The sequence below is a fragment of the Pandoraea commovens genome, from assembly GCF_902459615.1.
GTDB classification, from domain to species: domain Bacteria; phylum Pseudomonadota; class Gammaproteobacteria; order Burkholderiales; family Burkholderiaceae; genus Pandoraea; species Pandoraea commovens.
Genome location: NZ_CABPSA010000009.1, coordinates 157,292 through 172,045, shown reverse-complemented (window position 1 = coordinate 172,045; position 14,754 = coordinate 157,292). Strand labels below are relative to the sequence as shown.

The following is a 14,754-nucleotide window of genomic DNA, read 5'->3' as shown; positions in this document are numbered from 1 at the left end:
GTCTGACGTTGCCCCGACGAGAAACTTGCCGCCTCCATTCCCCCAAAAAATATATAGGAGTTCGCCAGACTCTGTTCGGAGGCGGCTAACGCCGACCGACTGTGCCCATGTCATTGATGCGGACCGCTGTTGGTCGATATCCCGTGGCGCTCTTTGACGAGGACGAAATGAGGAACCTGATTGCGGCGATCGCATTCGCGGCCGAGAAGCACCGAAATCAACGTAGGAAAGACCCCGACGCATCGCCATACGTTAACCACCCTATAGCGCTCATTGAAGTGCTAGCGAACGAGGCGAACGTTGAAGACGAAACGGTTTTGGTCGCGGCTATTTTGCACGATACCTTGGAGGACACCGACACCAGTGCGGAGGAGTTAGCAAATTTTTTCGGGCAAGTTGTGGCAGATATCGTATGCGAAGTGTCGGACGATAAAACGCTTTCAAAAAACGAACGAAAGCAATTGCAGATCCAACGTGCCTCGAACAGCAGCCGACTGGCGAAGCTCGTCAAGATTGCGGACAAGATCTGCAACTTGCGAGACTTGACGAGCGCCCCACCGGTTGGCTGGTCGGAGGAACGAAAGCAGGCCTACTGTGATTGGGCCAAAGCAGTTGTAGATCAGCTTCGTGGCGTACACCCAACGCTCGAGCAGCTATTTGACGAAGCATATCTCACTAGCAATAGAGAACGACATCGTTGGAACCCGAGGGACGCCGTGTAACCCGATACGGTCTAATGGCGAAGGGGGCTGCTTCTTCGACAGCGCTCTCTTCCTTGGCGCGGGAACGGCATTCTGCTCATTGGCTAGCGGATACGCTAGCGAGCGGCGCTCACCGAATCCGTGATGCTCGCCTAGCTTGATCGGATACAGAATGACGTCAATCATTCCCAACAGTTCATTTCAAATAACATTGCGATCTCGCTGGCTGAAAATCGCTTTTCAAGCTGCTTGACAGACTCGCAGGCAATAGTCGCCTGTGAGTTATGCCTTTTGTCACGTGCGTGATTTTCGATGATGTCACCATAGGTGATTTGTACTGCGGGCATAACAAACCCCTCAATACTGATCCATACATCACTTTCGATATTGATGTGCCTTGGCGTCGGTGGTCCTGCTCCGATTCGATATGGATAATTGATAACGTAATGGGTTTCGTGTTTTAAGGATTTTTGCGATGAATGTGAAGATTTTTTTGCTTAAATAAATTTTTCTATCATGGAAATTATTTGATATTTAAGTTTTGAGTTATGTTTTTTTTGATAAGTGAATTGACTCGATTATTGGCGTGAAAGAGCACCAAATTCCGCATCTTGAGACGCACTGCTACAATCCATGACTACGCAATACTCCGACGTTGGATGGAGTTGAGATAGCGGCGATCGCACCCGGCTGATTCCTGCCCGAAGAGAGGTGAGTGCCGCGTGGAGAATGACAATCAAATGGGGAAGCAAAATGGCAAATGGCAGCCCGCAGGGCTCGGGGGAGGGCGGAGTGCCGCCAGCCAGCATTTGGGTGCGTTTTTTGCGTAGCTATGGCCCAACGCCGCAGAACCTGACGTTGTTCGACGAGCACGTGTTGAGTGCTCTCCGACGGGCCAATGTCCAACCGATCAATTTGTCGGCACCGCTACTGGAAGACATGGTCAAACATATCGAGTCCAAGGCACCGGGCTCGATGCTGATCGCTGGCGCTGCGGGCGACGGCAAGACCTACCACTGTAGGTCCCTTTGGACGCGTTTGGGGGGCGATCCCAAGATTTGGGCCGCCAAAGGAAATGTTAAGGAACTGCGACTGAACGATGGTCGCCTAGCTGTCTTTGTCAAAGATCTCTCAGAGTTCAACGGACAAGAGAGTGACTTGCCGCTCCAACGCCTCGACAAATCGGTGCTGGGCGGTGACGACTCCGAGATTGTGATCCTGGCAGCTAACCACGGACAGATCCTCGACCGCTTGCGCAATCTGGACAAGCGCCAGGGTGGCAGGCATCCGTTGCGCACCCCACTGCAAAAGTGTTTTCTGCAAGCTGGCCCAGCTCCTGATCGCCTGGCAGTTTTTGACCTCAGTCGCACGACCACCCGCAAGACCCTTGAAGAAGTAGCTAGAGCGGTGGCGGGGCATCCTGAGTGGGACAACTGCGCCCACTGCTCCCTAAATGTCGGCGAGAAGGTCTGTCCGATCGATGAGAACCGCCGCCGACTGCTCGGCGAGGCTGACGGAGGTCAACTCGCGGGACGTTTGGGCGATCTGGTCGAGATTGCTCGCCTTAACGGTTTACATCTGCCGGTGCGTGACCTGCTCGCGCTGTGCTCGAACATGGTCCTCGGATATTCCGACGTCAAGGGGGCGAAAGAGAACCTTATGACGTGCGCTGACGTTGCGAAGATTCAAGAGGCGGGCAACGTTAGCAAAGCTAGTATCTACGCAAACGCCTTCGGGGCTAACCTTCCCAAGCGCAGGACGTCCGATCGGCCCGTCTTCAAGGCTATGGCGGGCTTCGGCGTGGGCGAGGAAACGACCAATCAGGCTGATGGCCTGCTGGTCTACGGCAAGGATGATTCGAAACTGCAGGCTGACTTCACTCGCCTAGTGGCGAGCGATCCCACGTACGGCGCAACGGCGAACTACCTGGCGGCTCAAGATGAGTATCTGGAAGGCCACGAAGGAGCCCGGCTGTACGGCGGCGCCACGGAATTCATGAAGATGCTTGAAGACCAGCGCCGTAGGCTCTACTTCACATTGCCGAAGGACGAGCCTGGCTACTCGCGCTGGGCTATGACGGTCTTCCGTTACGCAGGCGACTACCTCGAGATGATCGCCACGCTGGCCGAAAATAGGAAGCAGGTCAACGAAGCTGTCCGTGCGCGGATTGCCAGAGGTCTTAATCGCGTCTTGACGGGCTTGTTGCTGGAGAATTCGGACCGGATCTTCATCGCAAGCTCTGGTGGCTTCACGCAGAGCCGCGTAAGCGTGCTCTGTGACCACGAAACCTTAGCCCGACGCCAAAACGGAGTTGGTATGAGTTTCCGGTTAAACGTTACGACAGGGCGGCCATACTTGGAGATCCAGCTTGCACAAGGCGCTACGAACCGCGTGGTGTTCGATCTCACTCCAATCCGCCACGAGTTCCTCTCCTGCGTCGCGGAAGGGGCGCTCCCGGCGAGCTTCTCTAACGAGTGTCTCGAAGATCTGCTGGCTTTCAAGGCGAAGCTCTTGCGCAAGGCGGAGACCGTCCGTGAAAGCTGTGTTGCAGACGACGAAATCGGTGGCGATGACGCAGCAATGACGCTCAACTTTATAGATATCGAACCTGGAGGCCGTGGCTTGACTGTTCCGGTGACTGTGAGGGCCCCGGCATGAGCGAGATCATCAAACGGCCCTTGATCAAGAGCGTCGATTTTTGTGTAGACGAAAACATATGGGGCCATCGTCTCTACGATGAACAGCTCCCGCATTTGACAGTCTTAGAGTTCCTGGGCGTCCTGGGGTCCAATTTGGACAAGCCGCTGCGCCCTCATGAAGGCTTGGGCGGTGCGGTCCAATTCAAGCCTCAGCGTCAGATTCGACTGCGCAGCCTTCTTTTCAACAACCCTTATGTCGAGTCCATCGCAGAAAGCCGGCTTCCCGACGAGGAGAAGTGGCGTCAGTGGTTCGACAAGTTCGACCAAGGCAAAACAGGTAACGGCGACACGGCCGACGATATCGGCTATCTGCGCCAAGCGTTCACCAGCTTTGACGACTTTGCTAAAGCAATTGAACTGTTGCGCTCTTCGTCCTTCGAGTCGCGCAGCAACAAGCGGTGGAGCTCGAAGTTCACTTTTCCCTTCGGCCTCGATGCCCTTTACGAGGATCTGCAGATCGATGCGAAGGGCAATATGAGCAACGATCGGCGCTTCTTCGCGCGCACTGGCGAGCTGCTTTACTTGATGCTCACTCGTGCCAAAAGGGGCGCTGAGCTCGGCGATTTGCTAGTCGAGCGCCTTTTCGAGCGCTCGACACCGATGAATCGACTCGCGCGTGCCTTACAAGGTACCCCGCAATTGCCAGAGGAATCACGCGTGTCGGGCTACTTGCCAGAAGCCTCTAATCCGCGATTCGATCAGATCTGCGAGGACTGGCTAACGATTCTGTCGATGGACATACCGGTCTACGATGCGCTGGAGCACTTGATCTCGATCACCGGCCTCAACATGCTGCTTTACTTCTTAGAGCGTGCTAAGCGTGTCGCCGGCGACGACGAAGCTGTGGAGTTCGTCTGCGAGATTGTCTCCAAGGGCAGTCGCAAGATCAGGGCCCTCTCGGGTGACAGCTATCAGGCCAACCAAGGCTACCCCGAGAGGGCGATTCGCGCGCATATTGAATCGATCCGCTGCGAGACGGCGTGGATCGATGCAGGCTCTGCGGACATCGAGCGCATAGAACTCCTGCGGGAGGCATTCCAATGGCCTCCTTCCGATGACAAGGATGGACAGGGATATGCGAGCCGTAACCCGGACGACTTGGTATCCACGCTTGTAGAACTTGCGCGGCTGCGGCACAGCCAGCATGTGGGCAAGATCCATGCGGCTTGGTCACGAGCGATTGGACTCAGCTCGCGCAGGCTCTCCCGGAGACATCGCTACGCGCCCAATGACAGATTGCTTAAATCCATAGTGATTGCGATCGTCGGAGACCGCATGCAATTCGATGAATTCCTGGTTGAGGCCAATCGCCGGTATGGCCTCCTGATCGGTGATGCCGAGGGCTCTCGCTTGCTGGAGGCCAAATCCATCGACCAAGAGGAACTTAGCGAAAACCGCGACAACTTGGAGGCCCGACTTGTGGGACTGGGTTTGGTGCGCAGGCTCTCGGACTCATGCTCGTTTGTTGAAAACCCGTTCTTTTCTGAGGTGGAGGCCGCATGCTAACTGACCGCATCATCGGGCGCGTCGGCGCGGAAGTTCTTGCTAAGCGCCTCGCCAATCCGGCACAAGTGGGGGATTCTGTCGCGCTCTTCCGGCTCGACAAACTATCGGCCAGTCAAGTTGCTGCCGTAGCGCGCGCGGTCATGGGGAAGTCCGATCTGTTCGCCCGCATGGATTTGATGATTCCCGAGGCTTTGGTGGAGGGACAAGGTTTGCCGCCGGAGGTCCTGATCCAGCAGAACGCCGGTTATGTGCGCAATAACGCGGAGACGGAGAAGGAGGCGATTCTCACCGCTAGCGGTAGCGAGCATAATCTCTCGGATACGCTTGCGCACGTCTCGCCGATTGGAGCCAAGGAGTTACGTTCGGAGGCCCAGCCTTGGGTGGACTCAGCGCTTCACACTGGCAGCCTCTCGCTCGTGGCGGACGACCGAGCGGTCTTCCTGGCGGCCATTGGCGGCCTGCTCAACGCCTCCGAACCCTCTCTCGTGCAACTCGGCGAGTTTTGTGCCGAGATCGTCAACGCGATCTCCGTCCGCGGTCTGCCGATCCGCGATGCAGTGGGCTATGCACTGCCGAGGGCAGGGTTGCCCAGGGATAGTGGATATTTCTCAAACGCGAGAACGTTTGGGGCTACGCTTGGCCCTTGGCAAAAGGCCTTTTTGAAGCTTTTGTCCCAACGTGCCCCTCTGCTTAGAAAGCTTCGTCAGAACGGCCAGCCGCTGGATGCGGACGAGTTGGTCGAGCGCATCGAGAACAACGCCACCGAAATCGACGAAGGCGCGCGCCTGGCCCTGATGGCTTTTGCGGCAGCGCCGGCCGGCGATCAAGACGCTGCTGGGGCGCTCGCTCAGTTTGAATGGGAGTCTGAAGGTGTCTATCTGGCCTTTGACAAGCCCAAGGAAAGACAGCAGGGCTTAGCTGACACCACTATGCGCTTCTTCGACCACGATTGCGACGAAGAGGACGCTTTATCACCGGATGGTCGCAGGCTTCTCGAAGATCTGAAGTCACGCGAGCGGCGCGCTGATTTTTTGCCGGAGGACGAGGAGTTCTTCGCCACCCACCGTCGTTTTCTGGAACGCGATATCAAGCTGCTGTCGCGCTGGGAAAAGGCGCTGTTCGGCAAACCCATCGAGTGCAACGATTTCTTCGACGGCTTTGCGCGCGCGGTTAATAACCTGCATGCAGGCCTCGACGACGCCAATGGGGATCGGATTCTACGCTTCACCGTCAACAAGGGCCGGACCGAGTGGCGAGAACGATTCAATCATGACGCCGGATGCTTCTTTTCTGCAATGTATCGTGGCTTATCGCACTTGATGGGCACCAAGGTTGATTGGAAGATAACGCGCATGACCGCGGCTGATTTGCCGGACCCTCTGTTCGATTTCGAGCGCTTCATCGCTAAGGAGCGGGAGATCGCCGAGAGCCGCAATAAAAAGTTCAAAGCCGTCAATTCCCTCTCCCGCCAGGCTTTGCAAATTAAGTTTGATGTCGAGCTATTAAATGTAGTTAACGGCGTCGAAACGAAGATCAGCAAGACCCAACTTCTTTGGAGTTACAAACCCACCTCGATAGGCCTGTCGATGATTGCTGATATGCGCCGACTCTTGGATAAAGGAGCGGTCGGCTGCACCGAGGTGCCGCGTCGCCTGGTCAGCAAGAAGGGGGGAGTGCAAAACGTGTCGCTTCTAGACACCGGCACGCTGGAGGCTACCTATTCGAATGACGCAGGCTCGCTGGTGCCAGCGGGCAACAAGCTACGCAGCTTGCGGAAAGACATCAAAGACCAAATCAAGAAACTGGCTGACGGCGGCTACCTGACCTCCGCGCAGCGCGACGAGGTGCGCAGCGCCTGGGACAAGTTTGAGGAAGACTACATTAAGGCGATGGAGGATTTCGTTCTTACCGGGTTGCACGGTGAGGCCGTCATGCGTCAGGCGGAGTCCTTCGGTGCGCTATTGTCTACCCTCGCAACCCACGCTCGTGGCGACGTGTGCCGCTCTCGTTTGGTCTCTGAGGTTTTGGCGGTGGGAACGGTGCGTGTGGCCGGCGACAACGCATCGCTAATCATCCCACCGTGGCATCCGGAGCGCATGAAGGCTCTAGGGGTGAAGTCCCGTCGCGTGGCAGGTTTTGCCACCCACTTGCTCTCAAGCGATAGCATTCTCTATGGGGACCGCGACATCTTCATGCGTGAGCTTGCCGACGAGATCGCACATCCGTTCTATCCGGAAATTGCCGTCCTGAGCGAGGGCGGATCGCCGAAGCTCGTGACCGAGAGTAGTACCGTTAACGGCTACAGCCTTCTGGAGGCGCCTATCCGCGGCGGCGAGAATACTATGTCCGACGTGGATCCGGCCGCAGCAGCCAAACAGGCCCGCGAGCTTTTGGAGCGCTACGTCGGATTGCAGCCCCATGAAGCATCGAACCTGAGCGTAGTGCTCTATAACGCAGACGCAGCTGACCTGCCGTTGGCGACAGTGCGCGAGCTCGCTTCAATCCAAGAGGATGGGGAGTTCCAATGTAGTGTGGCGGTGCGCCACGCTGACCAATCGAAACTTCGTCGTGTTTACGGTGAGTTGGTCAACAAGGCGGGCGACGATCCAGATTTGCCCGTAGTTAGTGAAACGAGCGATAACTTCATCTCGAAGCTTCGTATCGCGGTCTCGCCGATTTCGTCTACGCCTAGCGAGAGCACGCAGGGCTTCAAAGCCTTTGACGTGGCTTTTTTGCACGACGTCGTTGCCCGTTCAGCCAAGGAGGAGTGGCTGCCCGTCGCTTGGACGAATGATCGTCCGAGCTTGGAGCATGCACCTTCACGCTGGTCCTACCGCAGTGTCTCTGGCGAGGACGAACTCAAATCGACTACGTTCCTGACTTGCCCATGGCAGACAGCGTCGGGATGGTCCTACGTCACAGCCGTAGCCTCCGTCTGCAATCAGACAGACGCAGTACCGGACAAGCGCTTCCTTCCGGCTCGCCGCATCTCCCTACAAAGCCAGGAACTGGCCGCTTTGATGAAGGACGCCCATGGCCTAGCCGAATGGGTAGCCACGTACGATGAGCTGCTTGACAAGCGTCAGCTTCAGCACAACGACATCACCGTCGTCCGCTACCGCCGCGGTTCAACTAATGGCCGCAACATGATTGTGAGCTCGACATCTGAGCTACGCTTGCTCGGCGTGCTGGTGCGCCGCCGCCTCGAAGAATTGAAGCTCTCGCTCACTGCAGAAGAGATTGGTAATGCTGCGGACAAGGCCAAGCGTGATGCGCTCTCGGTTTCTGGTGACATTGTGCTGCGCGCAGCCAAGCGCGGCGTCTCTGCCGGCGAAATGATCGGGCTGGTCCTCAGCCGCCATCTGCTGGCAGAGGAGTTCAAGGCGCAGGCGAGAGGAGGGCCGGTCTTGACCGCGTACTTTCTGCTCGATGACTACGCGAGCTGGCTATCGCAGCCGGAGAGTCGCATCGCCGACATCTTGGCTATCAACATTGAGGAGAAGGACGAGGGAATTCGCGTGGTCATCTCGATCGTTGAGTCGAAATACATTGCGGCCGAGGGGTTGGCCGTGGCGCGTCGAAGTTCTAAGGATCAGTTGCTGCAGACGCTGGACAAGTTCCGGGAGGCGCTCTTTGGAGATCCAGGTCGGCTCGACCGCGACGTGTGGCTCGCGCGCCTAGCCGACATGCTCATTGATGCTGACATCCCGCCGGGCATGACAGGACTGATGGAGCGAGCTCGCGCGAAGCTTCGCGAGGGCGACGCCGCGATTTCGCTGCGAGGGTACTCCCAAGTTTACATCCACACTTCTGACGCTGGCTCTCGATCAGCATCTGAGCAAGAGGTCCTGTTGGATGAGAGCGGTGTCAAAGCTTGGCAAGAGATCTTCGATCGAGAGGATCTGAGAAAGCTGGTTGAGGCCTATGCCAAGAGCGCGGGAAGCCTGGAAGCGCGCGCAGGCCTCGGTCCCCACGAGCCGTGGTCGGGCTACAGTTTTAAGAGGCCTGCGCCTCGTGTACCGTGGCTGGCGGCCATGGGGCAGCTCGCCAACGGAACAAGCGAGGCTGCCGCGTCAGAGACATCAGTAGACGTAAGTGTCGTGACAGAGGCTAACGCTCCGATGCAAGAGCCTCTGCCTCCTGCACAAACCTCGGTCCACGCTAGTGACGACATGCCGGCTTTGGCCTCACTCCCGGAGACCATTCCAGTCGCAAGCTTCGGTCCAGTGCTCGCGGACCTCGTTGCCTCCAAGTTCGGAGGTGGAGCCCAAGCTGACGCGGAGCGAGAGGAGTGGGCTCAGGACGTGACCAAGAAGCTCAAAGCTGCGCTCAACAGCTACGGATTCCAGGCCGCGATACTTGGGACACGGTTGACTCCCAATGGCTGCCTGGTGCGCTTGGCCGGCTCAGATCGGCTGAGAGTCGAAGACATCGAGAACAAGCGCACACAGCTCCTGACGACTCATGCAATCAACCTTGTCACGGTTCAGCCAAAGCCGGGCGAGATCGTGGTGACGGTCGCTGGGGATAGGCGACAGGCAGTGTCGCTCTGGGAGCTGTGGTCTCGTCGCGAGCTAAACCGCAACGTTGCCGGCATCAACACGTCCTTCCTCTTAGGCGTTCAAGAAATCAACGGCGCGCTGCTATATCTGAACCTAGGCACTGAGTTCGGCGGCCTTTCATCTCATGAGCCGCATTCGCTGGTGGCCGGCGCCACGGGCAGCGGCAAGTCTGTGCTGATCCAGGCGTTGCTTCTGGACATCGCAGCGACGAACTCTAAGGAGTTGGCGCAGCTCATCTTGATCGATCCCAAGATGGGTGTCGACTACGCCCCTTTGGCTGACTTGCCGCACATGCGCGACGAGATCGTCACCACCAAAGAGAAGGCGGGGGAGGTACTCGCAGCGCTTGTACAAGAGATGGAGGATCGTTACAAAGCGTTTGCCAAGGCGCGCGCTCGTGACCTGCCGACATACAATTCCAAGGTCTCGGCGGCGGAACGCCTGCCCATGGTCTTCCTGATTCACGACGAGTTCGCGGATTGGATGTTCGACGACGCATACAAGGGCGCGGTGGGAGCGGCGGTGCAGCGTCTGGGCGTTAAGGCACGTGCAGCCGGCATCCACTTGATTTTTGCGGCCCAACGCCCCGATAAGGACGTGATGCCGATGCAGCTTCGGGAGAACCTGGGCAACCGTCTGATCTTGAAGGTGTCCAGCGAGGCGACATCAAAGATAGCGCTGGACCGGCCGGGAGCCGAGCTATTGCTCGGTCGAGGACACTTGGCCGCGAAGCTCAATGGCGAGCAGGGTTTGGTCTTCGCGCAAGCGCCGTTTTTGTCGGATCACGATATCGAAGCCGCCGTAGCGGCCATAGCGAAGGAGCAAACATGAGAGCGTGTATGAAGTCAGACACGTTACCTCAGAAATCGTCCGAGGTGTGGCATGACTAGTAAAACTCGTGATGCTCGACCATTTCGTATCGCTGCTCGTGCGATGCGGCAGCTCGGGGCAGAACTGATCACGTCCGACGAGATGGCGCTTTATGAGCTCATCAAGAATGGCTTTGACGCCGAGTCTCCGCGCACGGTCGTTGCAATCTCGGCACCCGCCGATGCTGCATCTGTTGCGCTTGTACGTGAACAGGTCTCCACGGGGCGTGTGACAGTGTCGGTCGCCCTCGAGAGGCTAGAGAAGACGCTCTCTTCGGACTTGACAATCGAGCAACGTGCAGCCTATCTCCAGCGATTCAAGGAGCACGGGGCCTCCTCAGTCAAGTTGAGCGCCTACCTCGATGCGTTTCTCCGAAATGACTTCTGGATCGAAGTCAGTGATACGGGGCTTGGCATGTCTGCAGACGAGCTGCACGACAAGTTCATGATGGTTGGGACGCCAAACAAACTGATTGAAAAAGCGCAGGCTGACCGTACGATTTTGGGAGAGAAGGGTATCGGTCGGCTATCGATGATGAAGCTTGGCCAGGTGGCGAAGGTTCGCTCAAAGGTGTCTGGTGCGCAGTCCTGGAATTCTATCGAATTCGACTGGAAGAAGTTCGATCGACCCGGTGCTGAGTTGCGGGATGTCCTGTTCGAGGTGGGGGACGGAGAACCAGATTCTGAGGGCATCCAGGGTACCGTCATCCATATTACTGAGTTGCTGGCCAATTGGTCGGCAGCGAAGGTGACTGATTTTCTAAACAAGTACGTTCGTCGTCTGCAATCCCCGTTCACCCACCGCCGGCGTCCCTATCCGATCGACGTGCTGCTGAATTCGCATCGCCTCGCTATTACACCTATCCCTGCGTGGCTTCTGGAGGTGGCGCAGTTTCGGTGCGAAATCAGCTTTACGCCGAGCGGTGAAGACAACCAGTCGGTGGCATTGCGCCGAGAAGTGATCTGGAAAGGGGGCGCGAGCGCCGAGTCTCGGACCTGGACGCTTGACGAACTGGCGGCCCTAGCTGGCGTACCCGTTGAGACCTGTCGCAACCTCGGGCCATTTACAGCGTCGTGCTATTGGTTTAATCGCGCGCTCATCGTCGGAACATTAGATCACTCCAAAACTCGGATGCTGGCCGAACTCAACGTCTGGTGCGGCGGCTTCGCCGTTTATCGGGACGGGTTTCGTGTCGGTCAGACGGGAGGGATGGAGGACGATTGGCTGGAGTGGGATGGAAAGGCGTTGAAGACTAAGGGCTTCATGCTGAACCGCTACCAGACCGTGGGTACGGTCTCTATCTCCTCGAAGGGAAATCCACGGCTAATTGATGCAGCCAACCGCGAGCGGTTGGTATCTTGTCCGGAACAGACCCTATTGGTGGTGTTGTTGGGGGAGATCATCGTCAAGGATTTACGCTCGCACATCGACGCGATTAAGCAGGTGGAAGTCAAGCAGGCGATCGAAGAAGAGTCGGCAGAGGAGAGCTTAAAGCGATCTGAGGTCTCACTAGCCAACACTCTGGTGACAGTCGAGGAGATCGCGCGGTCCTTGCCGCCCGAAGTGCAGCCGAAACTCCAGGAGGTTCGACGTACCTTGGAATCTCAGGTCGAGTATGTCGAAACTATCAGGAGCGCGCTACAACTTGCGCGCGAGACGCGGGTAGAGTTGCTTGAGCTCGCAAACATTGGGCTAGTTGTGGAAATCGTCGTGCACGAGCTCACGCGCTTGACCCAAAGTACCGGAGATTTGCTCCTCAATCTGCGCAACGCAACGGCGGCCGATGCCCCAATGGTGCGTTTGATCGACAATCTGCAATCACAAATCAAGGCTACCAGCAAGCGAATCAGCTCCGTCGACGTCTTGAGCCCGTCGGGCCGTAACCGTCGCGAACGGTTCAACGTAGTCGCTCAACTGAAGACGGTGGTCAGCGGCTTCGAAGCGAGGTTCCAGCGCCATTCTGTCAGTTGTGAGGTTCTCGTGGATGGTGAGCTAGCGAGCACGCAGATTTTCGAGGTTCGGCTCGTGCGTGGTCTGATCGCGCAGGTTTTGGAGAACTTGCTGACCAACTCCGTGTATTGGGTCCAGCAAGGCTTGAAGCGTGGCGAGGAGCGTCGCCATATCGTGGTGGAGTTGGATACCAGCGCAAACGTGGTCATGATCACCGACAACGGACCTGGCATTGACCCGTCGCATGGCGAGTCAATATTTCGACCCTATTTCAGCATGAGAAAGCGTGGCAAGGGACTCGGGCTGTACATCGCCCGAGAACTCGTCGAGTACCACGGCGGAAAACTTTATTTGGAAGCGAGCGGTGAAGCCGATGGACGGCTTAGGACGTTCGTCTTGGAACTCCCCAAGGAACGAGAAGCGTGAACGAGCAGAACACTTCCGGTGAGAACCGAGAAATCCCAAACGCAGTTGACGTGTTACAGGCGGATGCCGTTGCCCAGCATGCGCCGGCGGCACAACATCCTGTTTCGAAGGTCATCCTTGTAGTTGACGACGAACTCGATCAACTTACGAAGTCACACGTACGCCGCTTGGCGACCGACTTTTATGACACGATTGCGGATGTAAACGACCCCGTTTTCGAAAACCTCTGGACTGTGGCGAAAGCTGTACCAGATTTGGATGCGGCACGGTGGGATCTGGACGAAGCGGCAACCTATCTTACTAGCGAGGCCGCAGTTTCCGCCGTCTTGCTGTCGCCGCAGTTCGTCCAACTAGCGCAGCCACAGCTGACAGCGTTACTCCAACCCTTCTTCGCTCGGGCCCAATGGGTGGCGGAGCTAAAACAGGTCTTTCAACGTGCCTTCCCAGCGCCAGAGTTCGATCTGAAGTTTGTTTCGGCTCCCAGACCTTCCACCGCCGATGTCACGCAATGTGCTGCAGTGTTCCTGGATCTGTTTCTAGAACAAGGGGATGCATCGCCAGTCGCCGCGATACAAGACTATCTTAGGCAATTAGCGATCAACGCTGGCGATGCCGTGCTTCCTCCGCTCGTTCTGATGTCCTCGCACCCGGAGCTTGAGCAGAACAAGCTTCGCTTTAGCGAACAGGCAAGGATCAGCGCGGCGGGCTTGATGGTGTTGCCCAAGGAAAAGCTGATGAAATTGGAGTTTCGTGAATTCGGCCTTACGTTGGCGTTCAAGCAGTTGGACCGGCAGAAGCACGTCGCACACGCGCTCAGGCAGTTTATGGCTTCCTGGCTTCAGGCGCTTGAGACAGCGAAAGAGAACACCGCGCGAACGCTGTGGAACCTCGATGCTTCAGCGATGCAGCAGATTCATCTGGCTTCGATCAGCGATGACGATCCGTACGATGAGCACTTGAACGAATTCCTCAGCAGAGAGCTCCTGTTCCACGTTGAGTCGCAGCCTCAGATTGCGACCAGCGTGAATGAACTTGATCGACAGTTTCGTGCCCAACTTGTGGATGGGAAGATCGAGAACCGGCTAATCTCGCCATTGGTCGATGTTAAAACTACACGCGCCTTCGCCTCTCACTTCACATGGTTTGGTTCGGTCCTGCCCGCAAGTTTCATGGGTGAGGAGGGGAGTGGGATTGGGGCTGCCGGGAGTATCAGTCGCTTGCTTCCCTTTGGTAGCGTCCTTGCTCAAGAGCCGATGAGTGACGGAAGCAGGTGCTTGGTGCACATAACGCAGCAATGTGATCTTAATGCGATCAGCCGAAGCAAGGATGCTTCTCGCACACTGTCATTTGTGGCAGCGAAGGCTAGCGAACTTCAAATATCCTCAAATCCTATCGTGAAGTCGACTGATCTGGTGGCGAAATGCCTTCGGGTCGAGCAGGGAGAAGGCGAGAGGGAGTACGACCTCCAAATCAATGTGGCGGAGCTCGTTGCAATGCCTCTCAGCGAGTTTATTGGGCGTGCGCGTGCAGACGGGTGGCGAGTTGTAGGACGCCTGCGCAGCGATATTACTAACCATGTCGTCGCCGCCACCACCAACCAGATGTCCCGCCCAGCCTCCCAGAAGATGATTCGTCCGGGTTTGCTCAAGACAAAGGTCTTTTTGCAGCACGTTAGCTTCCCGGGAGGCAAGACTGCGCTGATCGATACCGATTCCGCCGGGACGCAAAGTTCAGCCAAGATTTTTTCGGTGCTGCTCGACGAAGGCCGACACAGCTTCGAAGACAACGCTGCCATCGAGATTGCGCTTTGGCTGACGTATCATGCAGCAACGATAAATTTGACTCTCGATGCAGACTTACTTTGTGCCGCACTGCGTCGCGGCTGGTCATCTCTTGATCAATTGCCAGGAGGCTTGAGGATTCGCCGCCGAGATTGTGAGTCATTAAGTGCGGCATACCAAGGGCTCGAACGTGGAGACATCAGCCAAGGTGGCGCTCAGTTTACGGTGATTTTCGAGAGGTAGCGAGGCGCATTCACTC

The 14,754-nt window shown here is 56.9% G+C and carries 6 protein-coding genes; all 6 read left to right on the top strand.

The window, feature by feature from the left end:
- Window positions 1-167 precede the first annotated feature (167 nt).
- The 6 genes from PCO31010_RS22465 to PCO31010_RS22440 all read left to right on the top strand — a co-directional run bounded on the left by PCO31010_RS22465 (window position 168) and on the right by PCO31010_RS22440 (window position 14,738).
- Window positions 168-722, top strand: a complete 555-nt coding sequence (locus PCO31010_RS22465; protein ID WP_150666306.1) for an HD domain-containing protein — start codon at window positions 168-170, stop codon at window positions 720-722.
- A 708-nt stretch (window positions 723-1,430) separates the two neighbouring features.
- Complete coding sequence (locus tag PCO31010_RS22460; RefSeq protein WP_246184737.1) at window positions 1,431-3,359, top strand: hypothetical protein; 1,929 nt, start codon at window positions 1,431-1,433, stop codon at window positions 3,357-3,359.
- Complete coding sequence (locus PCO31010_RS22455; RefSeq protein ID WP_150666229.1) at window positions 3,356-4,906, top strand: hypothetical protein; 1,551 nt, start codon at window positions 3,356-3,358, stop codon at window positions 4,904-4,906. Before PCO31010_RS22460 ends, PCO31010_RS22455 begins: the two co-directional genes overlap by 4 nt.
- Window positions 4,900-10,299: an FtsK/SpoIIIE domain-containing protein gene (locus tag PCO31010_RS22450; protein ID WP_150666228.1), complete on the top strand. Its 5,400-nt coding sequence runs from the start codon at window positions 4,900-4,902 to the stop codon at window positions 10,297-10,299. Before PCO31010_RS22455 ends, PCO31010_RS22450 begins: the two co-directional genes overlap by 7 nt.
- A gap of 51 nt (window positions 10,300-10,350) precedes the next feature.
- Complete coding sequence (locus tag PCO31010_RS22445) at window positions 10,351-12,714, top strand: sensor histidine kinase (protein WP_150666227.1); 2,364 nt, start codon at window positions 10,351-10,353, stop codon at window positions 12,712-12,714.
- Window positions 12,711-14,738: a hypothetical protein gene (locus PCO31010_RS22440; protein WP_150666226.1), complete on the top strand. Its 2,028-nt coding sequence runs from the start codon at window positions 12,711-12,713 to the stop codon at window positions 14,736-14,738. Before PCO31010_RS22445 ends, PCO31010_RS22440 begins: the two co-directional genes overlap by 4 nt.
- The last annotated feature ends 16 nt before the right edge of the window (window positions 14,739-14,754 follow it).